Genomic DNA, 25,244 nt, shown 5'->3' with positions numbered 1-25,244 from the left:
CATAGAGCATTAGTTCCGACGCACCATTCTGTAGATAGCCAGAACCACGATCGCACCCACTACTGCGACGAGGAAACTTGGTAAATTGAAGCCCGTTACGTCACCGCCAATACCAAACATGGTTGCCAGCCAGCCGCCAACGACTGCACCAACGATACCCAGGATAACGGTAATGATGAATCCACCCCCGTCGCGGCCTGGCATGATGAACTTAGCGATAATACCGGCAATAAGGCCAAAAATAATCCACGCAATAATACCCATTTTGCGTTGTCTCCTTTTACATGGTTGCTTACTTTGCAGGCCAAAACGCCTGCACCGTGAATTGAGTATAGGCAATGGTTCCAAAAAAGGTTAAATGTCACAGACTTATTAATTTTATCTCGTTAAAAAAATTTACATTACGGCTGAAGTTCCCGCCCCGAATGCCGATAAGACAACGAAGGGCTATCAGTCATCAAGGAGCCATCCGGCGTGAGCAACTACAGTGAGCAGTTCCTGAAACAATCCCCTCTGGCCGTTTTGGGCGTACTGCGCGATCTGCACAAAGAGCAGGTACCGATCTGTATTTCATGGGGCAGCGGTCAATTCATCAGCAAGATCCTCGATGCGGATCTCGACAGGCTGGTAATGGATCTCGGCAGTCAGGAGTATGAGAACAAAGCGGTGCAGCGTGTAGAGAGCGTCACCATCACCGCAGAGACCCGAGGGGCAAAAGTTGAATTTACCGCCTCCGGATTAAGCATGGGCAATTTTCAGGCACTGCCGGCGTTTGTCACGCCGCTTCCCGCCTCCCTGTTTTTTATTCAGCGTCGGGAATATTTCCGCATCAGCGCCCCGCTGCATCCAGCCTATTTCGGTAAGGCCATGCTGCCGGACAAGAGTCCTATGCGTTTTCGCCTGTTTGACCTGTCGCTGGGCGGCATGGGCGCGCTGCTGGAGGGTGCAACGCCAGAGGGGGTTAAAGAGGGGCAGCGCTTCTCACAGATCGAACTGGATATGGGCGGCTGGGGGCAGTTCTATTTTGATGCCCAGCTGATCTCCATCAGCGAGCGTAAGGTGGTGGACGGCAAGAACGACACCGTCTCCACCCCGCGTCTGAGCTTCCGTTTTCTTAATACTAACCCGGCGGTCGAACGCGAGCTCCAGCGCATCATCTTCTCGCTGGAGCGTGAGGCGCGCGAGCGGGCAAGCAAGGTGCGCTAACCCGCCTGCCTTGACTGACGGTGAGCACGGTGCACTGCGTAGGCCCGGTAAGCGTGAGCGCCACCGGGCGTTACTCTGCTGACGCTGCAATGCCGGGCGGCACTGCGTTTGCCCGGCCTACGTTAGGCATGGTGTGGTTAGTAGGCCCAGGCGATAACAGTATCTACATCGCATCCATCGCTTTCTGCACCTTCCAGATATAACGAGGGGCCTGCGGCGCAGGATGATTTTCGGCAACGTGCTCGACAAACTCATCCGCGTCCAGGTCGTTGATCTCGCTTATCGCCTTCTTGCGATCCGATGAGAAGGTGCGCAGCAGCGCTCCAGCTCCATTGACGTAGGAGACCACCAGCGCATACTGCATCACTTCCGGATCCTTGATACCGGCCAGTACGCCGTGTTCAAGAATGCTCAGGTAGGCTGTCCCCATTGAGATATTGCGCTCAGGGTTTTTCAACTCGCTGGTGGACGGCTGTCCGCTCCAGCCCATATGTCGGTAAACCTCTCTACCGGCGGTAGAGGCCTTGAGCTGCATCAGCCCCACGGCGTTCGATTTACTCACCAGCGTCGGGTTTCCGCCAGACTCAACGGCGATGATGGCCGTTATCAATCGCGGGCTGACGCCCCACGCCGCACCCGCTTTCTCGCTGATCGGCATCCACTGCATGGCCCGTTTGACCGGGACCTCCGGGTTCCACGGCGGGTTTTTATAATCCTGTTTTGAACTACACCCTGCCAGCAGCACCACCAAAAAAGCAAACCATCTTAATTTCACACCAACAATCCTTTTACCGGGAGTTTAGATGACAACAATAAACCTAAGCGGCATGATAACCGTTTCACCTACTATTTCACCTACTCATCGATATTTCACTTACAATGTCAGCAAGGATTTGCCATGTCCCGGATTCATCTGATCGCCCCCTCCGGCTACTGCATCAATCAGCCCGCCGCCGTCAGGGGCGTACAACGCCTTGAGACCGAAGGTCACCGTGTAGAGAACCAGCAGGTCATTACCCGCCGCGACCAGCGCTTTGCCGGCTGTGACGCCGAGCGGGTGGCGGATCTCAATCGGCTGGTTACCCTGACCGGGGCGAACACCATTGTGATGCCAGTACGCGGCGGCTATGGAGCCAGCCGTCTGCTGGACGAGATTGACTGGCAGGGGCTGGCCAGCCGCCAGCGTCAGGATCCGCTGCTGATCTGCGGCCACAGCGACTTTACCGCCGTGCAGCTTGGCCTGCTGGCGACGGATAACGTCATCACCTTTTGCGGGCCGATGCTGGCGGGTAACTTTGGCGCTGAGGTGCTGGATGACTTTACGATGGATCACTTCTGGCGCGCGCTGCGCAATGAGACCTTTACCGTGTCCTGGCAGGGCTCTGGCCCGGCGTGCGACGCCGAGGGGACGCTGTGGGGCGGCAATCTGGCGATGCTGGTCTCGCTCATCGGCACGCCGTGGCTGCCTGCCATTGAAAACGGCATTTTGGTCGTTGAGGATATTAACGAGCACCCCTTCCGCGTTGAGCGCATGCTGCTGCAGCTGCACCATGCGGGCATTCTGGCGCGACAGAAGGCGTTGATTCTGGGTAGCTTCAGCCGCAGCGACCCAAACGACTATGACGCCGGATTTACGCTTGAATCGATGATGGACTATCTGCGAGCGCGCCTGTCGATACCCGTGGTGAGCGGCCTGGCGTTTGGTCACGAACCGCAAACGGTGACCCTGCCATTGGGTGCCCAGGCACGTCTGCGGCATCAGGATTTTCATACGCAGCTTACCCTTAGCGGTCATCCTATTTTAAGTAAATAAAAATATCGTTTTTAGCCTCTATTAAAACGCTGTTCACGGCGTGGATATGGTAATGTTTTAGAGGGTCGTGCCGCGCCAACTCTGGCGCGAGCGCCCACGGCCCCGTTTGGGTGGTAATTGTATTTAGAGGAGAAAAGCGACATTGGAAGCTGAGGCAATCATCGGTCTTTTTATTTTGGGTTCAGTGCTTGTAACCTGCAGTATCTTATTAAGTTCTTTTTCATCACGCCTTGGTATTCCTATCCTGGTCATCTTTCTTGCCATCGGCATGCTGGCCGGTGTCGACGGCGTCGGCGGTATCCCTTTTGATAACTATCCCCTCGCCTACATGATCAGTAACCTTGCGCTGGCGATCATTCTGCTGGATGGCGGTATGCGCACCCAGGCCAGTTCTTTTCGCGTCGCCCTCGGTCCGGCCCTGTCGCTGGCCACGGTCGGGGTACTGATCACCTCCGGTCTTACCGGCATGATGGCCGCCTGGCTGTTCAAGCTGGATCTGATGGAGGGCCTGCTGATTGGCGCTATCGTCGGCTCCACGGATGCGGCAGCGGTCTTCTCCCTGCTGGGCGGCAAGGGGCTGAACGAGCGAGTCGGCTCGACGCTGGAGATTGAGTCCGGCAGCAACGATCCGATGGCCGTGTTTCTGACCATCACGCTGATTGATATGATCCAGCACCACCAGCTCGGGCTGGACTGGAAGTTTGCCCTGCATATCGTTCAGGAATTTGGTCTCGGCGTTATTGTCGGCCTCGCGGGCGGCTACCTGCTGCAGCAGATGATCAACCGCATCGCGCTGCCCTCCGGGCTATACCCGCTGCTGGCGCTGAGCGGTGGGATCCTGATCTTTGCGGTCACCACGGCGATGGAGGGCAGCGGCATTCTGGCGGTCTACCTGTGCGGTTTTGTCCTCGGCAACCGCCCTATCCGTAACCGCTATACCATTCAGCAGAACTTCGACGGCCTGGCCTGGCTGGCGCAAATCGGCATGTTCCTTGTGCTTGGCCTGCTGGTAACCCCTTCCGACCTGCTGATGATCGCTATTCCGGCGCTGCTGCTCTCGGCATGGATGATCTTTGTCGCCCGCCCGATATCGGTGTTTGCTGGCCTGCTGCCGTTTCGCGGCTTCAACCTGCGCGAGCGAATCTTTATTAGCTGGGTAGGATTACGCGGCGCGGTGCCGATCATCCTTGCGGTATTCCCGATGATGGCCGGGCTCGAAAATGCTCGCCTGTTCTTTAACGTCGCCTTCTTCGTGGTGCTGGTCTCGCTGCTGTTCCAGGGCACTTCCCTTAGCTGGGCGGCGAAAAAGGCCAAGGTTGTCGTGCCGCCGGTGGGCTGGCCCGAGTCACGGGTTGGGCTGGATATCAGTCCGGAGAACGCCTGGGAGCAGTTTATCTACCAGCTGAGCGCCGACAAGTGGTGCGTCGGCGCAGCCCTGCGCGATCTGCATATGCCGCCTGAAACGCGCATTGCAGCCCTGTTCCGCGGTAATACGCTGCTCCACCCGACCGGCAGCACCCATCTGCGGGAAGGCGATGTGCTGTGCGTGATTGGCCGCGAGCGCGATCTGCCTGCACTGGGTAAGCTCTTTAGCCATTCGCCGCCGGTGGCGCTGGACCAGCGCTTCTTCGGTGACTTTATTCTGGAGGCCAGCGCTAAGTTTGCCGACGTGGCGCTGATCTACGGCCTCGATCAGGGGATGGAGTACCCCGACAAACAGCAGACGCTGGGGGATATTGTGCAGAAGCTGATTGGTGCTGCGCCGGTGGTCGGCGACCAGGTGGAGTTTGCCGGTATGATCTGGACGGTGGCAGAAAAAGAGGATAACGCCGTGCGTAAGGTCGGTGTCCGGGTCGCAGAACAAGAGAGCGAGTAACATCGTAGGCCCGGCAAGCACAGCGCCGCCGGGCAAAAAGTTACACTGTCACGACCGGGACACGAGGGGCGAGCGCACTCATCAGCTCGTAGCCCACCGTCCCCGCCGCTGCGGCGACGTCGTCTATTTTGATCTCACTGCCCCACAGCTCAACCGGCGTGCCGATCCCAGCCTGCGGGCACGGGGTCAGATCCACCGCCAGCATGTCCATCGAAACCGTACCGACAATACCCGAGCGGACCCCATCCACCAGCACCGGCGTGCCGTCAGGGGCGTGGCGCGGATAGCCATCGGCATAGCCTGCCGCAACGATGCCGATCCGCTGCTCTCCGCTGGCCTGGTAGCGGCCGCCATACCCCACCCGATCGCCCCGCTTCAGGGTCTGCACGCCGATAATCTCGCTATGTAAGGTCATCACCGGCTTGATGCCGCTGTTAGCCACGTCGTGCCACTGCCCGGAGGGCGACGCGCCGTAGAGAATGATCCCAGGCCGGACCCAGTCAAAGTGGGCTTCGGGATGCCAGAGCGTTGCCGCCGAGTTAGCAAGGGAGCGCGGACAGTTAAGCCCCTCCGCTGCCTGCTCAACCCGCGCCATTGCCTCTACAATGCCGTCGGGCTTCTCCCCGTTGGCAAAGTGAGACATCAGCGTCATCTGGCCGACATTTTTCATCGCCCGCAGCTGCTGCCACACCGAGCTTACCCGCTCCGGCATAAAACCCAGCCGGTTCATGCCGCTGTTGACCTTCAGATAGATATCCAGCGGGGCGCTAAGCCGGGCATTTTGCAGCGCCTTCAGCTGCCAGTTGCTGTGAATGCTGGTGGTCAGGCGCAGACTATCCAGCAGCGACAGCTCATCGGCGTGGAAGAACCCCTCCAGCAGCAGGATCGGTCCCTTCCAGCCGCGTTCGCGCAGCAGCACCGCCTCCTCCAGATTCAACAGGGCAAAACCATCCGTAGTGCCCAGCGCACGCCAGATTCGATCGATTCCATGCCCGTAAGCGTTAGCTTTAACTACCGACCAGACCCGCGCGTCAGGCACGGCGCGGCGAACAACCTGTAAATTATGCTGTAAGGCCGCCAGATTAAGAGTGGCCTGAACAGGACGCGTCATGACTGCCCCTTATGTATTGTGTGCGCCGTGCAGATGGCTGGCCCGGGCGGGAGAAAAATCGGTGTTGTAGCGAGCCACGCCTAAATCATCATGGGGAATAGCCGGTGAGCGGCCAGAGATAAGATCGCTGAGCAGCTGGCCGGAGCCGCACGCCATCGTCCAGCCGAGCGTGCCGTGTCCGGTATTGAGCCAGAGATTCTTAAATGGCGTACGTCCTACCACCGGTGTGCCGTCCGGGGTCATCGGACGCAGCCCGGTCCAGAAAGTGGCCTCCTCAACGCGCCCGCCGCGCGGAAAGAGATCGCGCACCACCATCTCCAGCGTCTCCCGGCGCGGTTGCAGCAGCTCGGTATTGAAGCCAACAATCTCTGCCATCCCGCCGACGCGGATACGCCGATCGAAGCGGGTAATGGCAATCTTGTAGCTCTCATCAAGAATAGTCGATACCGGCGCACCGCTCTCTTCCGCAACGGGAATAGTGAGCGAGTAGCCTTTGAGAGGATAGACAGGAATATCAACGATGCCTTTCAGCATGGCGGTAGAGTAAGAGCCAAAGGCCATTACGTAGGCGTCGGCCTTGATCACCTCCTCACCACACTTCACGCCGTAGATCTTCTCGCCTTCATAGAGGAGACGCTCAACCGGCGTGTTGTAGCGAAACACGACTCCAGCCTGCTCCGCCATCAGCGCCAGCCGTTGGGTAAAGAGCTGACAGTCGCCGGTTTCATCATTAGGCAGACGCAGGCCGCCGGTTAGCTTGTGCGCCACTTCTGCCAGGGCCGGTTCAACTTCCGCCAGTCGGGCGGACTCCAGCAGCTGATAGGGTACGCCAGCCTCTTCCAGCACGGCGATATCCCGGGTCGCGTTCTCATACTGCTGGGCGGTGCGGAAGAGCTGGAGCGTACCGCCCTGTCGTCCTTCGTACTCAATGCCGGTGCTGTCGCGCAAAGTCTTCAGGCAGTCGCGGCTGTACTCCGCCAGACGCACCATTCGCTCCTTGTTCTCCATGTAATGGCGGGTGTCGCAGTTGCGTAGCATCTGCCACATCCACTTTAACTGGAAGGCCGTGCCGTCAAGGCCAATCGCCAGTGGCGCGTGGCGCTCGAACATCCATTTGATCGCCTTCAGCGGCACTCCCGGTGCGGCCCAGGGTGAGGCATAGCCTGGAGAGATCTGCCCGGCGTTCGCAGCACTGGTTTGCAGCGCCGATCCGGATTCTCGCTCAATGACCGTTACCTCATGCCCCGCCTGACTCAGATACCAGGCGCTGGTCACGCCCACGACGCCACTTCCCAGAACCACAACGCGCATAGCCACTCCCTATGAGTAAAACTGACGAGTTAAGAACATTCATTGGTTAAGAACAATCATCTGATTACAAATTGATAACTCAGATGAAAATGTTATTCAACATACGGCTTTTTTATGGTGACTTATCTCACATCTCTGCCTATGGCTGGGGACAGGGGCTATTTGGCATCTCCTGCTAACCCCTCTTTTAACGCAGCATAAAATGCGGAAAATGGGGCATCCTCTCCCCGTTTTACACGGTGATATGGCGAAGAAAAATTTTCTCCGCCAGCACGGTTTCCGATGCGGTGATCTATGCTTGAAAGGAGACTCTCCTGCTAGAGAGGGTCGCCAACAATGAGGGTGCGCTAATGGCTACGATTGACTCCATGAACAAGGACACCTCCCGTCTCAGCGATGGACCCGACTGGACATTCGAACTGCTTGATACCTACCTGGCCGAGATCGATCGGGTAGCAAAACTCTACCGGCTGGACACTTATCCTCACCAGATCGAAGTCATTACCTCTGAGCAGATGATGGATGCCTACTCCAGCGTCGGGATGCCTATTAACTATACGCACTGGTCGTTCGGTAAGAAGTTTATTGAGACCGAACGGCTCTATAAGCATGGGCAGCAGGGTCTGGCCTATGAGATTGTGATCAACTCTAACCCCTGTATCGCCTACCTAATGGAGGAGAATACCATCACCATGCAGGCGCTGGTGATGGCCCACGCCTGCTACGGACATAACTCCTTCTTCAAAAACAATTACCTGTTCCGTAGCTGGACCGATGCCAGCTCCATTGTTGACTACCTGATTTTTGCCCGTAACTACATTACCGACTGCGAAGAGCGCTATGGCGTGGTGGAGGTAGAGAAGCTGCTCGACTCCTGTCATGCCCTGATGAACTACGGCGTCGACCGCTACAAACGGCCGCAGAAGATCTCTCTCCAGGAGGAGAAAGCGCGGCAGAAGAGCCGGGAAGAGTATCTGCAAAGCCAGGTGAACACCCTCTGGCGTACCCTGCCGAAGCGCGAGGAGGAGAAGACGGTAGCCGAAGCCCGTCGCTACCCTTCCGAGCCGCAGGAGAATCTGCTCTACTTTATGGAGAAAAATGCCCCGTTGCTGGAGCCATGGCAGCGCGAGATCCTGCGCATCGTGCGTAAGGTGAGCCAGTATTTTTATCCGCAGAAGCAGACTCAGGTGATGAACGAGGGGTGGGCCACCTTCTGGCACTACACCATCCTCAATCATCTCTATGATGAAGGGAAAGTGACCGATCGTTTTATGCTGGAGTTTCTCCACAGCCATACCAACGTCGTGTTCCAGCCGCCCTACAACAGCCCGTGGTATAGCGGCATCAACCCTTACGCACTGGGCTTCGCCATGTTCCAGGATATCAAACGGATCTGTCAGTCCCCTACCGAGGAGGACAAGTATTGGTTCCCGGACATCGCTGGCTCCGACTGGCTGGAGACGCTGCACTTCGCGATGCGCGATTTTAAAGATGAGAGCTTTATCAGCCAGTTCCTGTCGCCGAAGGTGATGCGTGATTTCCGCTTCTTCAGCGTGCTGGACGACGATCGGAATAACTATCTGGAGATCGCGGCCATCCATAACGAAGACGGCTACCGGGAGATCCGGGCTAAGCTCTCGGCGCAGTACAATCTGAGCAACCTTGAGCCGAATATTCAGGTGTGGAATGTCGATCTGCGCGGGGATCGCTCCCTGACCCTGCGTTATGTGCCGCACAACCGTGCGCCGCTGGATAAGGGCCGTCGGGAGGTGCTGAAACACGTGCACCGTCTGTGGGGATTTGATGTGATGCTGGAGCAGCAGAACGAAGATGGCAGCGTGGAGCTGCTGGACCGCTGCCCGCCGCGCCAGAACAGCCTGTAGTACTCGCCCCTCTCCTGACGGAGAGGGGATTATCCAAACTTATCGCCCCTGGATAGCGAGATCGCCCGGCAGGGTTTTCTGCATCCGGTGCCAGATCTCTCCGCTGTCGCGTCCGTAATGGCGCACAATGTCATAGACCTTGTCATGCTCGCCACGTTCGCACACTTCGCTGAGACGGTGGTAGAAGCCCAGCGCCAGGCTACGCGCCTCGGGGTTAGCAAAGTAGTGTCGCCCGATGCGGGTATACAGCCCCTTCATGCCGTTGAGGATCAGCCCGTAGATAGGGTTGCCTGAGGCAAAGGCGAGGCCGCGGAAAACGTTGTAGTCCAGCTCGGCAAAGGCGTCGGCGTGATCTTCCACTTCCCGCGCGCGCGCCAGCACCTCCAGCGCCTCTTGCGGATGCTGACGAAACGCGGTGCGGATAAAGATGGTGGCGATATTGGTGCGTACTGAGAGCAGGTTATCAATCAGCTGCGGCACACTCTCGTGATCGAGCCGGGCCAGGGTCTCAAGAATATTGAGGCCTGACGTCTCCCAAAAGTTATTCACCCTGGTCGGCTTACCGTGCTGTATGGTCAGCCAGCCGTCACGTGCCAGCCGCTGTAATACCTCACGCAGCGTAGTGCGGGTGACGCCAATCAGTTCGGAAAGTTCTCTTTCAGCTGGCAGGATCGTTCCCGGTGGAAAGCGATTATTCCAGATACTTTCAATGATGTACTCTTCCGCGAAACCCGCCGGGCTCTGCGCCTTAATGACCATAGAGAAATTTCCATTACACAGCGAAACAAAGAAACTCATCATACCAGAGCGAAGGGGCAGCAGATAGCGTGAAACAGGAAGAAAAAGGGATCGCCGTTCTGTTTTTACGCTTTTCTTAAACGCCCATTTTTAGCGTATTGTGCTGGCGGCTTTACTCTTGCCGCGCTTTTCCACTTTCGCCATAAAAGCCGCTTATTATCTGGTTTTTCACCCTCTGCTGAACCCTTTGTCATCACAGGGTGAATTCGTTTACACTGCGCTGTCTAGCATCTCCCAGGGAAATGATTATGTTGCGATTTTTAAACAAGTGCTCGCATGGGCGTGGGGCCTGGCTACTCATGGCTCTGACTGCGTTTGCACTTGAGCTGGTGGCGTTATGGTTCCAGCACGTGGTGCTGCTTAAGCCGTGTGTTTTATGTATTTATGAGCGCTGCGCGCTGTTTGGAGTGATGGGTGCGGGGCTGGTGGGGGCTATCGCGCCGAAAACGCCGCTGCGCTACGTCGCCATTGCTATCTGGCTCTACAGCGCCTGGCGCGGCATCCAGCTGGCATGGGAGCATACGATGATCCAGCTGCACCCCAATCCGTTTATGACCTGCGACTTCGCCGCCCGTTTCCCGAGCTGGCTGCCGCTGGACAAGTGGCTGCCGCAGGTGTTTGTTGCTTCCGGCGACTGCGCCGAGCGTCAGTGGTCCTTTCTGACCCTGGAGATGCCGCAGTGGCTGGTAGGGATCTTCATCGCCTACTTTGCGGTGGCCATCCTTGTGCTGATTGCCCAGGCGTTCAAACCGAAAAAACGCGATCTCTTTGGTCGTTAAGCGCCGGGCTTGTTGAGGATGTGATCCTCCCAGTCGCGTACCTCGGACTCCGTCACCGCAATGTGGCGGACCGAGATACGCTCGGCGTGCATCGCCGCTTTTGAGCCACTACGCAGCGGATGCCAGATCGGTAGCGCTTTCCCCTCCGCCAGCAGACGATAGGCACAGGTCGGCGGCAACCATTCAAAGGTCGGCAGGTTCTCCCGCGTCAGCTTGATGCAATCCGGTTCATACTCGAAGCGCCGCTCATAGTTGCGGCACTGGCAGGTTTTGATATTAAGCTGACGGCAGGCGACGTTGGTGAAGTAGATCTCGTCGGTGTCCTCATCCTGTAACTTGTGCAGGCAACACTGCCCGCAGCCGTCGCACAGCGACTCCCACTCGGCATCGGTCATTTGCTCAAGGGTTTTACTCTGCCAGAAAGGTGTATCGCTCATAAGGAAGTCCGCCGTGAAATTTCAGCTGCACCTTATAACCACTCTGGCACATTGATGCAAGTTTTGCCGCCGGAATTAAAAAAATCGCAGAACAGGAACGGGCCGACAAACTGCACCTTACTCACCGTAGGCCGGGCAAACGCAGTGCCGCCCGGCATTACAGCGTCAACATGGTTACGCCCGGTGGCGCTACGCTTACCGGGCCTACAAAAAGTGCACAATGCTAATTCGTTAGCCGGGCGCTGCATCAGCCCTGCCCGGCATGAGTTCATGAGGAAAGGGTTTACAACACGCGGGTGGTAAGGGACTGGCCGTTAAAGCTCACTTCCAGCTCGTCGCCGCTGTGCAGCGGGCCGACGCCCTCTGGCGTACCGGTGAGAATAACGTCCCCGGCGCGCAGGGTGAAGTAGCGGCTCATGTAGGCAATCAGCGGCACGATCTTGTGGATCATATCTGCCGTGGTACCCTGCTGGCGCATCTCGCCGTTGATCTTCAGACCCAGCGGGGTAGCCTGCGGATCGCTCTGGAACTCGGCCGCCGGAATGAAGCCGGAGATCGGGCAGGAATTATCAAAGCCTTTCGCTTTCTCCCACGGTTGCCCGGCCTTCTTCATTTTGCCCTGGATATCGCGCAGGGTGAGATCCAGGGCGACGCCATAACCGGCAATCGCCTGCTGGACATGCTCTTCCGACGCCTGGCGCAGCGTGGAGCCAATCAGCACCGCCAGCTCAACCTCGTGGTGCACCGACCCTAACCCTTGCGGCAGGGCCAGCGGCTGACGCAGATCGCAGAGCGCGGTTTCAGGCTTGATAAACAGCACCGGCTCTTCCGGCGTGGCGCTGCCCATCTCCTGAATATGCTTCGCATAGTTACTGCCAACGCACACAACCTTACTGACGGGAAAATCTAACAGCGCACCCTGCCAGTTATGATGCTGATACATGTTACCCCCTGAGTAACTCATTGAACGCGAGTGAAATTTGACTATCACCGCCGTCTCAGGATTTGTCAATCTTCCCGCTGCTCTGTAAGTGCTGCTTAAGGAGATCCTCCTGCGGCGGCGGCATCTGCAGGTAATAGCCCTGCTCCTGTAGCGCCTCTTTAACCTTCTGCAAATCGGCGTTGGCTAACTGTTTGCGTCCGTCGAGCGGCAGCAGCATCGTCATCACCGGCTGGCCAAAACTTTTCATCAATGCTTCAGGCACGCGAGAAAAATCATCCTTTTTCTCGATATACAAATAGGTCTGTTCACGCTTAGCACTTCGGTAGATCACACAAAACATACTTTTACTCTTAATTAACGGGAGGTGTCTTGCCTCAATATAGCGGGGACTATAACATGCCTGAGAGTCTTCGGAATATCACCCCGTGCGCGGGGGATAATAGCTAAATGAGTAAGGTCAGGATGTCAAACACGCCCATCGAGCTTAAAGGCAGTAGTTTTACCTTATCAGTGGTTCATTTGCATGATGCGAAACCCGAGGTTATTCGTCAGGCCTTAGAAGACAAAATCGCACAGGCTCCCGCTTTTTTACAGCATGCTCCCGTTGTTATTAACATTTCCGCGCTGGAAGAGGCGGTAAACTGGCCTGCTTTGCAAAAAGCAATCGTCAGCACCGGTTTGCGCATTGTCGGCGTCAGCGGCTGTAAAGAGGCCGAGCTGAAGGCTGAGATTGACCGCGCCGGGCTACCGCTGCTTACTGAAGGCAAAGAGAAAGCACGCCAGCAGCCGGCCGCGCCGGTTCCTGCAACGCCTGTTCCTGCACCACGAATTGTTGAAGAGCCCGTCGTCGCGCCGATCACAAAAACACGCTTAATTGATGTTCCGGTTCGTTCCGGACAGAGAATCTATGCCCCGGGCTGCGATCTGATCGTCACCAGCCACGTCAGCGCGGGCGCAGAGCTGATCGCCGATGGCAACATCCATATCTATGGCATGATGCGTGGACGGGCGCTGGCGGGAGCCAGCGGCGACAGGGAAGCACAAATTTTTTGCACACATCTCACCGCGGAGCTGGTCTCAATCGCGGGAGAATACTGGCTGAGCGATCAAATCCCGGCCGAATATTATGGCAAAGCGGCACGCCTGCTCCTCGCGGATAACGCTTTGACTGTTCAACCATTGAATTAAGCCCTTATAACAAGGAACTCCTATGGCACGCATTATTGTTGTTACTTCGGGTAAAGGGGGTGTCGGTAAGACGACCTCCAGCGCGGCCATCGCGACTGGTTTGGCCCAGAAGGGAAAGAAAACCGTCGTTATCGACTTCGATATCGGCCTGCGTAACCTCGACCTGATCATGGGTTGTGAACGCCGGGTTGTCTATGATTTCGTTAACGTTATTCAGGGCGATGCGACGTTAAACCAGGCGCTAATCAGAGATAAGCGCACGGAGAGTCTCTACATTCTTCCCGCTTCCCAGACGCGTGACAAAGACGCGCTGACCCGTGAAGGCGTCGAGAAAGTGCTCGACGAGCTGAAGAAGATGGATTTTGATTTCATCGTCTGCGACTCCCCGGCCGGGATCGAAACCGGTGCGCTGATGGCGCTCTACTTCGCCGATGAAGCCGTCATTACCACTAACCCAGAGGTCTCCTCAGTACGCGACTCGGACCGCATTCTGGGCATTCTGTCGTCCAAATCGCGTCGCGCCGAGAACGGTCACGAGCCGATCAAAGAGCACCTGCTGCTGACGCGCTACAACCCGGGCCGCGTCAGCAAAGGCGATATGCTGAGCATGGAGGATGTGCTGGAGATCCTGCGCATCAAGCTGGTCGGGGTTATCCCGGAAGATCAGTCCGTGCTGCGCGCCTCTAACCAGGGCGAACCTGTGATCCTGGACGCGACATCAGATGCCGGTAAAGCGTATGCTGATACCGTTGAACGTCTGCTGGGAGAAGAACGCCCTTTCCGCTTCATCGAAGAAGAGAAGAAAGGTTTCCTCAAACGCCTGTTCGGAGGATAAATTATGGCATTACTTGACTTTTTTCTCTCACGAAAGAAGAGCACCGCTAACATAGCGAAAGAACGTCTGCAGATTATCGTGGCCGAGCGCCGCCGTAGCGATGCTGAACCACACTATTTGCCGCAGCTGCGCAAAGATATTCTGGAAGTGATTTGTAAGTATGTGCAGATCGATCCGGAAATGGTGACGGTACAGCTGGAGCAAAAAGATGGCGATATCTCCATTCTCGAGCTGAACGTTACCCTGCCGGAAGCCGAAGAGACGAAATAACGTTTTATCGTTATCTCCTTCATTAAAAAGGCAGCGCATGAAGCGCTGCCTTTTTTATTTATGCCTGGCTACTGGGTTTATTTACAGTGGCCATTTTCGCTAGCGGGGAAATTCCAGCAGCAGGGCTTGCAGGCTCGCGGCCATTAATTCACCGCGCCAGCCGGAGATTAATTCCGGCAGGGTGGCAAAAGGCTTAATATTCCAGTGCCAGTTAAGCAGCTGATTTATTTGCCGACGCGAGGCCAGCAGTTCGGTGCTCACCCCTTTCGCTACGCTCACCTCCTGCACCAGCGCCTTAATGGCCTTAAAGGCACGGCGATAGCCCGGCATATCCAGCAGGTTCAACAGCGGCTCCGGCAGCGACTCTTCCGGCAAAGCCTGAGCCTGGGCAACCATCGCCAGCAGGGTTTTACCATGGAAGCGGATCTCACTCCCGGAGAGTCCGATACTGTCCAGCTCCCCGAGGCTGCCCGGCATATAGCGCGCTACCGCCCACAGGTTCTCTTCCCGCACCACAAAATTGACAGCCAGATCGCGCTCGCGGGCCTTACGCAGACGCCACGCCGCCAGCAGCTGCAGGCAGGCCAGCTGGCGGGTGCGCAGCTGCCAGGCGTTGCTAATCTCGCGCCACGCCTCTTCCGGGGCCAACACCTCCTGACGGCGCAGCTGCATCAGACGGCACTCATCCAGCGCGGCCGGCAGCCAGCCTGCGGTCTCAGTCTCCGCCATTAGCTTGTGGGCGATAGGCAGCAGATACCAGACGTCGGCCGCCGCGTAGTCGCACTGCCGCTCGGTCAGGGGGCGCGCCAGCCAGTCGGTGCGCGACTCACTTTTATCCAGTGCCAGACCTGTGTACTCCTCCACCATAGAGGCGAAGCCCCAGGAGAGCGGGCGACCGCTGAAGGCGGCAAGGATCTGGGTATCGATTAGCGGCTGCGGCAGCTCGCCAAATACGTTGAGGAAAACTTCCAGATCTTCACTGCCGGCGTGGAGGAACTTGGTGACCGCGCGATCCATCATCAGCTCGCGGAACGGTGTCCAGTCGGTGATCTCCAGCGGATCGATCAGCGAAACCTGCTGGCCGTCGTAGACCTGGATCAGGCCCAGCTGCGGATAGTAGGTGCGGGTGCGGACAAACTCGGTATCAATGGCAAGAGCCGGAAACGCACGCGCCGCCTCGCTCATGGCCGCCAGCGCGTCATTGGTGGTGATCATCTGGTAGTTCAAATCATACTCTCTTTGGTTTGCGCCCATAAAAAACGCCGGGCTAACCGGCGTTGGGCGACTCACTCGAAGCTTAGACCTTATTGTCTACTTTGCCGCGCGCTTCGTCACGTAATTCTCGCCGTAAAATTTTGCCAACGTTGGATTTCGGCAGCTCCTCACGAAACTCCACCAGCTTCGGTACCTTATAGCCGGTAAGCTGACGGCGGCAGAAGGTGATCAGCGCCTCTTCGCTGAGGGCGGGATCCTTCTTCACGACAAAGATTTTGACCTTTTCACCACTGCTGCTGGACGGCACGCCAACGGCTGCCACCTCCTGTACGCCAGGGTGCTGCATCACCACGTCTTCGATCTCGTTAGGGTAGACGTTAAAGCCGGAGACGAGGATCATATCCTTCTTGCGGTCGACAATGCGCAGGAAGCCCTCGTCATCCATCACCGCGATATCCCCGGTCATCAGCCAGCCGTCCTTGATGATCTCGTCAGTCGCATCCGGACGTTGCCAGTAGCCAAGCATCACCTGTGGCCCTCTGACGCACAGTTCGCCCGGCTCACCGTGCGGCACCTCCCTGCCCTCGTCATCCACCAGCTTCACCTCGGTAGAGGGCACCGGCAGACCGATGCTGCCGCTGTGGTAGTCGATATCGTGCGGATTAACGCTGACCAGCGGAGAGCACTCGGTCAGGCCATAGCCCTCCAGCAGATACTGCCCGGTAAGCTTCACCCAGCGCTCAGCTACTGCCTGCTGAACAGGCATCCCGCCGCCTGCGGAGAGATGCAGGGTTGAGAAGTCGAGCTGCTGGAACTCTTTGTTGTTCAGCAGCGCGTTAAAGAGCGTGTTGACCCCGGTCATGGTGGTAAACGGGTATTTAGACAGCTCCTTCACCAGGCCCGGAATATCGCGCGGGTTGGTGATCAGCAGGTTTTGGCCACCCAGCTCGATAAACAGCAGGCAGTTCATGGTCAGAGCAAAAATGTGATACAGCGGCAGCGCGGTGACCACCAGCTCCTTACCCCGATGCAGCAGCGGCCCGTAGGTGGCATTCACCTGCTCAAGGTTAGCCAGCATGTTACGGTGGGTCAGCATCGCCCCTTTGGCGACGCCGGTGGTGCCGCCGGTGTATTGCAGAAAAGCGAGGTCTTCCGCCACAACCTCCGGCTTGACGTACTGCATCCGGTAGCCGTTGTGCAGCGCCTGGCGAAACGAGATGGCGTCCGGCAGATGGTATTTAGGTACCAGCCGCTTCACGTACTTAACCACAAAGTTGACCAGCGTCCCCTTCGCCGGAGAGAGCTGATCCCCCATGCGGGTTAAAATGACGTGCTGTACCTGGGTTTTACTCACCACCTTTTCAAGGGTGTGGGCAAAGTTAGAGACGATGACGATGGCCGCCGCGCCGCTGTCGTTGAGCTGATGCTCCAGCTCGCGAGGAGTATAGAGGGGGTTAACGTTCACCACTACCATGCCCGCGCGCAAAATACCAAACAGCGCTACCGGATACTGCAGCAGGTTGGGCATCATCAGCGCCACGCGATCGCCCTTCTTTAACCCCAGCCCCTGCTGGAGCCAGGCGGCAAAGGCCCGGCTGCGCTCCTCCAGCTTGCGGAAGGTCATGGTCTCGCCCATGTTGATAAACGCCGGCTGGTCCGCGTAGCGCACCGTGGCAGTTTCGAAGAGTTCCACAAGGGATTGATAGCGATCGGGGTTGATGTCCGCTGGCACGTCGGCGGGATAACGGTTAAGCCAAACCTTCTTCAATGCGTCACCTCTGAAATGAAAATTCGTCGTCATCGCAACTCCGCTTAATAAACATGCCGTTAACATTATATTAACTCATTGTACCAGTTTATTAATTGGCCGATTCACAGGTTGCGAAGCGCGTCACTCTTTTATTCTTGTTATGGTCCTGAAAACGAAGAGACAGCGGATAGTCCGCTGTCTCTTCCCTTAAATAACAGAGAGTTACTCTGTTACGATGGTATGCACGGGTGCCGGACCGGAGTTGTACCAGCCGTAACCGCCGTAGCCACCGTAACGCCAGGGATTCGGCCCCGGCCCCCAGTACCACGGATCGATCGGCTGCGGCGGCAGCATCACCTGCTGCTGCAGATGCCAGCGTTTATAGCCGCTCACCTTCATGACCATAAATTTATAGGGGGTCTCGCCGACTTTACCCTGTTCAACGCCGCTAATGGTGCCGACCACGGTCACGTACTGGTTGCGGAAGTCCACCGGATCGAGGAAGCCGTTCACGTCGGCGTAGATACGCCCGCGGGACGCTTCGCCGAGAACGGGCCGAGCACCGCTGTCCAACGGTACCGAAGCGATCTCCAGCCGCGTTTGTCCCTGCTTGTTCTCCATACCGATGACCTTACCGCCGAAGCGCGCCTCCTGACCGACGTACAGTTCAGGGGCATTCATCACCCGAACCAGATCCTGCTGCGGCGTCGGGCTGCTGCCCTTAATCGCGTCAGGCACCGAGACGCAGCCGCTCAGCGCTAAGGCGGCTAAGCCTGCCAGCAGCCAGCGCATGGACCTGCTTTGACCCACCGTTTGGGATACCTTCACTTACCACCTTCCTGCTATTTACATTATTACGTTATGTATATAGCTGAGATTCATTTTCTGCCCGGAAGTTTCTTCCAGGCCACCTCGTTGCGCAAATAAACCGGCTCCGCATGCTCCACGGCGACGGTGCGATGCTGGGCAAAGAGCTGGCAGGCAAGCGGGAGCATATCTTCGGCAGCGGGGAGCAGGATGCCGCCGTCGCTTAGCGTCAGACCGCACTCTTTGCCAAGTTCCGGCCACGCTGGCCAGCCGGTGCCTACCGTGGCCCAGGCACCGCTGAGCTGGGACAGGCGTTCGCTGACCGCTTCCGGCTTCAGCACCGCCTCACTCTCTTCGCCATGCCAGACGCCCTGCTCATCGCGATGGTACTCAGCCCAGTAGACTTCACCCATCCGGGCGTCGATGGCGGCCAGCACGCGCGTTGCACCGGTTTTACGCCATGCCCCCTGCGCCATGGTAGCCAGCGTCGAGACGCCGATCATCGGCAGCCCGGCACCCAGCGCCAGGCCCTGAGCAATACCGATGCCAATCCGCACGCCGGTAAAGCTGCCCGGCCCACGGCCAAAGGCCAGGGCGTCGAGTTCAGCAAGGGTGACGCCGCTTTCGTTCAGCGTCTGCTGAACGAGGGGCAAAATACGTTGGGTATGTTCTCTTGGGCAGAGTTCAAAGTGGGCAGAGGTTGTACCGTCATTCCACAGGGCAACGGAACAGGCCTCTGTGGCGGTATCAATAGCCAGAATTCGCATCGGTCTTCGCGCTCTCGGGGTGTTGATTCAATAAAATGGCGCGCATCTTAGCACACTCTGCGGCAAATTACTGCGTGGAGGTCCTGGCCAGGAATCTCACCGCGCGGGCGATGTCCCGGGTGCGCGGCGTCGGCGGCAAACTGGCGAGGAAGGTGGCGCCATAGGGGCGCATCACCAGCCGGTTATCACAGATCACCAGCACACCGCGATCGTCGATGTCGCGGATCAGGCGGCCGACCCCCTGCTTGAGGGTGATCACCGCGTCCGGCAGCTGGACATCGTCAAAGGGATCGCCCCCACGCAGGCGGCAATCTTCCATCCGCGCCTTCAGCAGCGGATCGTCCGGTGAGGTAAAGGGCAGCTTGTCGATGATCACCAGCGACAGGGTATCCCCGCGCACGTCTACCCCCTCCCAGAAGCTGCTGGTCGCTACCAGCAGGGCGTTGCCGGCAGTGACAAACTGCTGTAACAGCTGGCCTTTGCTGGTCTCTCCCTGCAACAGCACCGGCAGCGACAGGGTGGCGCGGAACTGTTCCGCCAGATCGCGCATCATGGCGTGGGAGGTGCAGAGCATAAAGCAGCGGCCGTTGTTGGCCTCGATCATTGGCCTCAGCATGGCGGCCAGCTGGCGCGCCGCGCCGGGCTGGTTGGCCTGTGGCAGATTGCGCGGCACGCAGAGCAGTGCCTGGCGGGCATAGTCAAAGGGGCTGGGCAGCAGCATTGACTCCGCCTCTTCAATCCCCAGCCGGGAGGTGAAATGGTGCAGTTCATCGTTCACTGAGAGCGTGGCCGAAGTAAAGATCCAGCTTCCCGGCTTCTGGGCCATCACCTCTTTGAACTTCTCCGCTACGGTGAGCGGCGTCAGAGCCAGAGTGAAGTGGCGGGAGGTGCACTCGTACCAGTAGCTAAAGCCCGGCTGGTTGATCTCTTTCAGGCGTTTGAGACGTGTGCGATAGAGGGTAGCCCGTTCAAAGGCCGCGTCGAGCAGTCCCGAACGGCCGAGCGAGAGCTTCGCTACGTCGTAGCACAGCTCTAAGGCATCATCGAGCAGCAGCAGCGCACGCTGGACGTGGCTGTCCGCCAGCAGCTCGCGCAGGTTACCGCGATAGCCCGGTTCGCCCAGCTGGAGTCGGAAATCCTGCGCGCTCTGCGCCAGGCGATCTGCACACTTCTGCAGCTGCTGGGTATCTTTCAGCTCGGTGCGGTAGGCAATGGTGAAATCCTTCGCCAGATCCAGCAGCTGACGGCTGGAGAGCGACTGGCCAAAATACTGGCTGGCGATGTCCGGCAACTGATGCGCTTCGTCGAAGATCATCACGTCGGCCTCGGGGATCAGCTCGCCAAAGCCGCTGTCTTTCACCACCATGTCAGCGAGAAAGAGATGGTGGTTAACCACCACCACGTCGGCATCCATCGCCTTTTTGCGCGCCTTAACCACGAAGCAATCTTTATACATCGGGCAGTCGCTACCGAGGCAGTTATCGTTGGTGCTGGTCACCAGCGGCCAGGCCTGGGAGTCCTCCGCCACGCTGGCACAGGTGCTGATGTCGCCGTCCAGCGTCTGGCTCGACCACGACCGCAACAGGATCACGTCGCTGAGGATCTGCACCGGCAGATCGCCTCCGGCAAGGGCCTGCTGCTCAAGGCGTTCGATGCAGAGATAGTTGGAGCGCCCCTTCAGCAGCGCCAGGCGGCCGGTGTATTCCAGCGCACGGGAGACGGTAGGCAGATCGCGGCTGTAGAGCTGATCCTGCAACGCTTTCGAGCCGGTAGAGATGATGACCTTCTTCCCGGCGCGCAGGGCCGGAGCCAGATAGGCGTAGGTTTTACCCGTACCCGTTCCGGCCTCTACCACCAGCGGCTGCGTATTAGCAATGGCGGCGCTCACCGCCTGGGCCATCTGCCGCTGCGGCTCACGCGGTTTAAACCCCGGTATCGCTTTCGCTAACTGCCCGTCTGTTGCAAAATCGTCCGTTATACTGTTCTCTGCCACGCCGCCCCCTGGTTATATCGCCAGTGATTATGTCAGGCGCGGGAATTTTTAGCTAGCCGAAGTCGTGACAGGATCGCCACCCTGTGGCAGTCTTGGCGCAGGAAAACAGCCATAAAGGAGTGAAAAGTGACGATTAAACGTATTGACGCCGAGGCCCGCTGGTCAGATGCGGTGATCCACAACCAGACGCTGTACTACACCGGCGTACCGGAGAATCTTGAAGCCGACGCCGAGTCCCAGACCGCCAACACCCTGGCGCAGATTGACGCCGTGCTGGCGAAACAGGGCAGCGACAAGACGCGCATTCTGGATGCCACGATTTTTCTGGCCGACGCCAGCGACTTTGCCGCGATGAACCGCGCCTGGGATGCGTGGGTGGTGGCAGGCCATGCGCCGGTACGTTGCACCGTACAGGCGACGCTGATGAACCCGCAGTACCGGGTCGAAATTAAAATTATCGCCGCGGTCTAGGGTTACTCCTCATCATCCTCATCTTCAAAGCGTGCCACGATCCGCTCCCCGGTATGGCTGGCACGCAGCTCTTCGGCGACCACCGCGATCGCCTGCCCGCTGCTCATCCCTTCGGACATAAGCTGCTGGATACGCTCTACCGCCTGCTGCTGTTGCTCATGACTGAGCGAAGGTAAACCTGCAAACATCGTTAACTCCTGCTAGATTATCAGCGCTAATTATTTCACGCTGCCTGGTTGTTTGCCACACATGAACACGTTTTCCCCTACCGTTATTACCCTGCCGTGGCGTCACGACGCCGCTGAGTTCTGGTTTGCCCATCTGAGCCACCTGCCGTGGGCGATGCTGTTGCACTCAGGCCATGCCGATCACCCCTACAGCCGCTTCGATATTCTGGTCGCCGATCCGCTGGGCACGCTGGTGACCCGCGGTGAGACCACGCGGGTGACGCTGGAGGGCACGGAGGTGTCCACAGCCGATCCGCTAGCCCTGCTTCAGCAGGCGCTGACGTCGCTGGGGCTACCTGTTGAGGTAAATCCCGATCTCCCCTTCCAGGGCGGTGCGCTGGGGCTGTTTGGCTACGATCTCGGTCGGCGCTTTGAAACGCTGCCTACGCTGGCAGAGGCCGATATCGCCCTGCCGGATATGGCGGTAGGACTGTATGACTGGGCGCTGATTGTCGATCACCATAAGAAATGTGTATCGCTGCTAAGCCACGGCGACGTCAACGCCCGCCTCGCCTGGCTGGAGGCGCAGCAGGGCCCCACTGCCGAGAATTTTTGCCTTACCTCTGGCTGGCGCGCCAATATGAGCCCGGCGGAGTATGCCGATAAGTTTAATCGGGTGCAGGCCTATTTGCAGAGCGGCGACTGCTATCAGGTCAACCTGGCCCAGCGTTTTCAGGCTACCTATCAGGGTGATGAGTGGCAGGCGTTCACCCGCCTCAACGCCAGCAACCGCGCGCCGTTCAGCGCCTTTCTGCGCCTTGACGGCGGGGCGATCCTGAGCCTGTCGCCGGAGCGGTTTATCCATCTGGAGGAAGATCGCATTCAGACCCGACCGATTAAAGGCACCCTGCCCCGGCTGGCTGACGCGGTGGCCGATCGTCAGCAGGCGGAAAAGCTGGCGGCCTCGCCGAAGGATCGCGCTGAGAACCTGATGATCGTGGATCTGATGCGCAACGATATTGGTCGCGTTGCGGTGCCCGGCTCGGTGCGCGTCCCGGAGCTGTTTGTGGTGGAGCCGTTTCCCGCCGTACACCATCTGGTCAGCACCGTCACCGCCCGCCTGCCCGCCTCGCAGCACGCCTGCGATCTGCTGCGTGCCGCCTTCCCCGGCGGCTCGATCACCGGCGCACCCAAGGTGCGGGCGATGCAGATTATTGACGAGCTGGAGCCGCAGCGGCGTAACGCCTGGTGCGGCAGCATCGGCTATATCAGTCTCTGCGGCACGATGGACACCAGCATCACCATCCGCACCCTGAGCGCCTGCAACGGCCAGCTCTACTGCTCCGCCGGGGGTGGTATTGTTGCCGATAGCGAATCCGGAGCGGAATATCAGGAAACCTTTGATAAAGTTAATCGTATTCTGCAACAGCTGGAGAGATAACGGGTGGAGAGCACTAACCTGACCCTGGACGATTTTTTATCCCGCTTTCAACTTTTACGCCCGCAGGCCAGCGGTGCAAGCCTGAACAACCGCCAGGCGGCGGTGCTGATCCCGGTGGTGCGCCGCGAGCAGCCAGGACTGCTGCTGACCCAGCGCTCGACGCGCCTGCGTAAGCATGCAGGCCAGGTCGCTTTTCCCGGCGGAGCCGTGGACAGCAGCGATGCTTCTATTATTGCCGCGGCCCTGCGCGAGGCCGAGGAAGAGGTCGCCATCCCGCCCGAGGCGGTAGAGGTGATCGGCGTCCTGCCGCCGGTGGATAGCGTGACCGGCTTTCAGGTCACCCCGGTAGTGGGCATTATTCCGCCGGATCTGCACTACCACGCCAGTGAAGATGAGGTCGCCGCAGTGTTTGAGATGCCGCTGGCGGAAGCCCTGCGCCTGGGTCGTTATCACCCGCTGGATATTCACCGACGCGGCAATGCGCACCGGGTGTGGCTCTCCTGGTATCAGCATTACTTTGTCTGGGGCATGACCGCAGGCATTATTCGTGAGCTGGCCTTACAGATTGGCCTGAAACCCTGACTATACTTTACACAGTGCCCCGGTGTTGCCGGGCGTGACCTGCCTCTTAGCATTAGTAAAATAGAGGTTGGCTATTAGTTTAATTCATGTGAATAGTTAAACCGATCCCGCGGTTCCCTCTTACACTATGCGCAATTATTACATCGTTGCCGGAGGGTCCGGCAACCCTGTCAGGAGTGTTAGCGTGATTAGTATATTCGACATGTTTAAGGTGGGGATTGGCCCCTCATCTTCCCATACTGTTGGGCCAATGAAGGCCGGGAAACAGTTCGTCGATGACCTGGTCGAAAAGGGATTGCTGGAGAGCGTCACCCGTGTGGCGGTGGACGTTTATGGTTCACTGTCGCTGACCGGTCGCGGTCACCACACCGATATCGCCATTATTATGGGCCTGGCGGGTAACGAGCCGGCGACCGTTGATATCGATGCCATTCCGGCGTTCATTCGCGATGTTGAAACCCGTGGCCGCCTGCTGCTGGCCCAGGGCCGTCACGAGGTAGATTTCCCTGCCGATAACGGCATGCGTTTTCAGAGCGACAACCTGCCGCTGCATGAGAACGCAATGCGGATCCACGCGTATCAGGGTGAGAAAGAGATCTACAGCAAAACCTACTACTCTATCGGCGGCGGGTTTATCGTCGATGAAGAGCACTTTGGTAAAGAGAGCGCCCAGGCCATCAGCGTCCCTTACCCCTACGACTCTGCCCAGGCGATATTGAACTGGTGCAAAGAGACCGGCCTCTCCCTCTCCGGCATGGTGATGCAGAACGAACTGGCCCTGCACAGCAAAGAGGAGATCGCCGACTATTTTGCTCACGTCTGGCAGACCATGCAGGCCTGTATCGATCGCGGCATGAACACCGAAGGCGTGCTGCCTGGCCCGCTGCGGGTGCCCCGTCGCGCCTCTGCCCTGCGTCGCCTGCTGGTCGCCAGCGACAAGCACTCCAGCGATCCGATGGTGGTCGTGGACTGGGTTAACATGTTCGCGCTGGCGGTAAACGAAGAGAACGCCGCCGGTGGCCGCGTGGTAACTGCCCCGACCAACGGCGCATGCGGGATCGTCCCGGCGGTGCTGGCCTACTACGATCACTTTATCGAGCCGGTTACCCCAGACATCTACACCCGCTACTTCCTGGCGGCAGGTGCCATCGGCACCCTCTACAAGATGAATGCCTCAATCTCCGGCGCGGAAGTGGGCTGTCAGGGTGAAGTGGGCGTTGCCTGCTCTATGGCGGCAGCAGGTCTTGCGGAGCTGATGGGTGCCAGCCCGGAGCAGGTCTGCGTGGCAGCGGAGATCGGCATGGAGCATAACCTGGGTCTGACCTGCGATCCGGTTGCCGGCCAGGTGCAGGTGCCGTGCATCGAGCGTAACGCCATCGCTTCGGTGAAGGCCATCAACGCTTCGCGCATGGCTATGCGCCGCACCAGCGCGCCGCGTGTGTCGCTGGATAAGGTGATCGAAACCATGTATGAAACCGGCAAGGATATGAATGCCAAATACCGCGAAACCTCCCGCGGCGGCCTGGCAATCAAGGTTCAGTGCGACTAATACGTTAAATCAGCCCTTTCACCCGAAAGGGCTAATTATTCCCCTTTTTTCT

26 protein-coding genes are annotated in these 25,244 nt (G+C 58.2%); 12 read left to right on the top strand and 14 right to left on the bottom strand.

Translation table 11 applies throughout. The features are described 5' to 3' along the window. Window positions 1-9: 9 nt before the first annotated feature. The gene (locus RTM13_RS00995) at window positions 10-264 is read right to left on the bottom strand and encodes a GlsB/YeaQ/YmgE family stress response membrane protein (protein ID WP_312209394.1); all 255 of its coding nucleotides are present in this window, start codon (window positions 262-264) and stop codon (window positions 10-12) included. Window positions 265-474: 210 nt separating this feature from the next. Between RTM13_RS00995 and RTM13_RS00990 the strand changes: the two genes are divergently transcribed. After that, window positions 475-1,206 carry a flagellar brake protein gene (locus RTM13_RS00990; RefSeq protein ID WP_312209392.1) on the top strand — a complete coding sequence of 244 codons (732 nt, stop codon included), beginning with the start codon at window positions 475-477 and terminating at the stop codon, window positions 1,204-1,206. Window positions 1,207-1,369: 163 nt separating this feature from the next. On the opposite strand, the gene emtA is transcribed toward RTM13_RS00990, so the two are convergent. After that, a complete protein-coding gene (emtA, locus tag RTM13_RS00985) occupies window positions 1,370-1,981 on the bottom strand; it encodes a membrane-bound lytic murein transglycosylase EmtA (protein ID WP_042391256.1) in 612 nt (203 codons plus the stop codon). A gap of 123 nt (window positions 1,982-2,104) precedes the next feature. Here emtA and ldcA point away from each other — a divergent pair, with 123 nt between their 5' ends. After that, window positions 2,105-3,019, top strand: coding sequence for a muramoyltetrapeptide carboxypeptidase (gene ldcA, locus RTM13_RS00980; protein ID WP_312209390.1), 915 nt, complete (start codon window positions 2,105-2,107; stop codon window positions 3,017-3,019). A 142-nt stretch (window positions 3,020-3,161) separates the two neighbouring features. After that, on the top strand, window positions 3,162-4,895 hold the full coding sequence (locus RTM13_RS00975) for a potassium/proton antiporter (RefSeq protein ID WP_312209389.1): 1,734 nt from the start codon (window positions 3,162-3,164) through the stop codon (window positions 4,893-4,895). Between the two features lie 40 nt (window positions 4,896-4,935). On the opposite strand, the gene dadX is transcribed toward RTM13_RS00975, so the two are convergent. Together dadX and RTM13_RS00965 are read right to left on the bottom strand one after the other, a co-directional pair. Beyond that, window positions 4,936-6,006 carry a catabolic alanine racemase DadX gene (gene dadX, locus RTM13_RS00970; RefSeq protein WP_312209387.1) on the bottom strand — a complete coding sequence of 357 codons (1,071 nt, stop codon included), beginning with the start codon at window positions 6,004-6,006 and terminating at the stop codon, window positions 4,936-4,938. Window positions 6,007-6,015: 9 nt separating this feature from the next. After that, window positions 6,016-7,317: a D-amino acid dehydrogenase gene (locus tag RTM13_RS00965; protein ID WP_312209386.1), complete on the bottom strand. Its 1,302-nt coding sequence runs from the start codon at window positions 7,315-7,317 to the stop codon at window positions 6,016-6,018. Between the two features lie 350 nt (window positions 7,318-7,667). Here RTM13_RS00965 and RTM13_RS00960 point away from each other — a divergent pair, with 350 nt between their 5' ends. Further along, window positions 7,668-9,200 (top strand): SpoVR family protein, encoded by a 1,533-nt coding sequence (locus RTM13_RS00960; protein ID WP_312209384.1) that lies wholly within the window; start codon window positions 7,668-7,670, stop codon window positions 9,198-9,200. A gap of 39 nt (window positions 9,201-9,239) precedes the next feature. On the opposite strand, the gene fadR is transcribed toward RTM13_RS00960, so the two are convergent. Beyond that, window positions 9,240-9,959, bottom strand: coding sequence for a fatty acid metabolism transcriptional regulator FadR (gene fadR, locus RTM13_RS00955; RefSeq protein ID WP_312209383.1), 720 nt, complete (start codon window positions 9,957-9,959; stop codon window positions 9,240-9,242). A gap of 287 nt (window positions 9,960-10,246) precedes the next feature. On the opposite strand from fadR, the gene dsbB reads away from it, so the two are divergent. Beyond that, entirely contained in the window at window positions 10,247-10,777 is a 531-nt protein-coding gene (dsbB, locus tag RTM13_RS00950; RefSeq protein WP_312209382.1) for a disulfide bond formation protein DsbB, read from the top strand. On the opposite strand, the gene RTM13_RS00945 is transcribed toward dsbB, so the two are convergent. The 3 genes from RTM13_RS00945 to RTM13_RS00935 form a co-directional block, all read right to left on the bottom strand. Beyond that, window positions 10,774-11,214 (bottom strand): YcgN family cysteine cluster protein, encoded by a 441-nt coding sequence (locus RTM13_RS00945; RefSeq protein WP_312209380.1) that lies wholly within the window; start codon window positions 11,212-11,214, stop codon window positions 10,774-10,776. The genes dsbB and RTM13_RS00945 overlap by 4 nt on opposite strands. A gap of 283 nt (window positions 11,215-11,497) precedes the next feature. Then, window positions 11,498-12,157, bottom strand: a complete 660-nt coding sequence (locus tag RTM13_RS00940; RefSeq protein ID WP_312209379.1) for a fumarylacetoacetate hydrolase family protein — start codon at window positions 12,155-12,157, stop codon at window positions 11,498-11,500. A gap of 55 nt (window positions 12,158-12,212) precedes the next feature. After that, entirely contained in the window at window positions 12,213-12,497 is a 285-nt protein-coding gene (locus tag RTM13_RS00935; RefSeq protein ID WP_312209378.1) for a YcgL domain-containing protein, read from the bottom strand. Between the two features lie 122 nt (window positions 12,498-12,619). Here RTM13_RS00935 and minC point away from each other — a divergent pair, with 122 nt between their 5' ends. The 3 genes from minC to minE are packed head-to-tail and all read left to right on the top strand — an operon-like array spanning window position 12,620 to window position 14,450. Beyond that, entirely contained in the window at window positions 12,620-13,345 is a 726-nt protein-coding gene (gene minC / locus RTM13_RS00930; RefSeq protein WP_312209376.1) for a septum site-determining protein MinC, read from the top strand. A 22-nt stretch (window positions 13,346-13,367) separates the two neighbouring features. Further along, window positions 13,368-14,180 (top strand): septum site-determining protein MinD, encoded by an 813-nt coding sequence (gene minD, locus RTM13_RS00925; RefSeq protein WP_312209374.1) that lies wholly within the window; start codon window positions 13,368-13,370, stop codon window positions 14,178-14,180. A gap of 3 nt (window positions 14,181-14,183) precedes the next feature. After that, on the top strand, window positions 14,184-14,450 hold the full coding sequence (minE, locus tag RTM13_RS00920; protein ID WP_042391279.1) for a cell division topological specificity factor MinE: 267 nt from the start codon (window positions 14,184-14,186) through the stop codon (window positions 14,448-14,450). Window positions 14,451-14,549: 99 nt separating this feature from the next. Here minE and rnd read toward each other — a convergent pair whose 3' ends face one another. The 5 genes from rnd to RTM13_RS00895 all read right to left on the bottom strand — a co-directional run bounded on the left by rnd (window position 14,550) and on the right by RTM13_RS00895 (window position 20,967). Continuing rightward, window positions 14,550-15,677 (bottom strand): ribonuclease D, encoded by a 1,128-nt coding sequence (gene rnd / locus RTM13_RS00915; RefSeq protein WP_312210105.1) that lies wholly within the window; start codon window positions 15,675-15,677, stop codon window positions 14,550-14,552. A 70-nt stretch (window positions 15,678-15,747) separates the two neighbouring features. Then, entirely contained in the window at window positions 15,748-17,433 is a 1,686-nt protein-coding gene (gene fadD / locus RTM13_RS00910) for a long-chain-fatty-acid--CoA ligase FadD (RefSeq protein ID WP_312210103.1), read from the bottom strand. A gap of 204 nt (window positions 17,434-17,637) precedes the next feature. Continuing rightward, the gene (locus RTM13_RS00905; RefSeq protein WP_312210102.1) at window positions 17,638-18,207 is read right to left on the bottom strand and encodes a Slp family lipoprotein; all 570 of its coding nucleotides are present in this window, start codon (window positions 18,205-18,207) and stop codon (window positions 17,638-17,640) included. 86 nt (window positions 18,208-18,293) lie between these two features. After that, a complete protein-coding gene (gene tsaB / locus RTM13_RS00900) occupies window positions 18,294-18,989 on the bottom strand; it encodes a tRNA (adenosine(37)-N6)-threonylcarbamoyltransferase complex dimerization subunit type 1 TsaB (RefSeq protein WP_312209373.1) in 696 nt (231 codons plus the stop codon). Window positions 18,990-19,056: 67 nt separating this feature from the next. Continuing rightward, a complete protein-coding gene (locus tag RTM13_RS00895; RefSeq protein ID WP_312210101.1) occupies window positions 19,057-20,967 on the bottom strand; it encodes an ATP-dependent DNA helicase in 1,911 nt (636 codons plus the stop codon). Window positions 20,968-21,108: 141 nt separating this feature from the next. Here RTM13_RS00895 and RTM13_RS00890 point away from each other — a divergent pair, with 141 nt between their 5' ends. Further along, a complete protein-coding gene (locus RTM13_RS00890) occupies window positions 21,109-21,453 on the top strand; it encodes a RidA family protein (protein WP_312209372.1) in 345 nt (114 codons plus the stop codon). 2 nt (window positions 21,454-21,455) lie between these two features. Here the strand turns inward: RTM13_RS00890 and RTM13_RS00885 are convergent, their stop codons facing one another. After that, window positions 21,456-21,641, bottom strand: a complete 186-nt coding sequence (locus RTM13_RS00885) for a YoaH family protein (protein WP_312209371.1) — start codon at window positions 21,639-21,641, stop codon at window positions 21,456-21,458. A gap of 61 nt (window positions 21,642-21,702) precedes the next feature. On the opposite strand from RTM13_RS00885, the gene pabB reads away from it, so the two are divergent. The 3 genes from pabB to sdaA all read left to right on the top strand — a co-directional run bounded on the left by pabB (window position 21,703) and on the right by sdaA (window position 25,192). Continuing rightward, window positions 21,703-23,061, top strand: coding sequence for an aminodeoxychorismate synthase component 1 (gene pabB / locus RTM13_RS00880; RefSeq protein ID WP_312209370.1), 1,359 nt, complete (start codon window positions 21,703-21,705; stop codon window positions 23,059-23,061). 3 nt (window positions 23,062-23,064) lie between these two features. Further along, window positions 23,065-23,643 (top strand): CoA pyrophosphatase, encoded by a 579-nt coding sequence (locus tag RTM13_RS00875; protein ID WP_312209368.1) that lies wholly within the window; start codon window positions 23,065-23,067, stop codon window positions 23,641-23,643. Window positions 23,644-23,827: 184 nt separating this feature from the next. Beyond that, the gene (gene sdaA / locus RTM13_RS00870; protein WP_312209367.1) at window positions 23,828-25,192 is read left to right on the top strand and encodes an L-serine ammonia-lyase; all 1,365 of its coding nucleotides are present in this window, start codon (window positions 23,828-23,830) and stop codon (window positions 25,190-25,192) included. The last annotated feature ends 52 nt before the right edge of the window (window positions 25,193-25,244 follow it).

Source organism: Pseudescherichia sp. (genome assembly GCF_031979925.1).
GTDB lineage: Bacteria > Pseudomonadota > Gammaproteobacteria > Enterobacterales > Enterobacteriaceae > Pseudescherichia.
The sequence above is the reverse complement of the archived record's forward strand: the minus strand, read 5'-3'. Positions and strand labels throughout refer to the sequence as shown.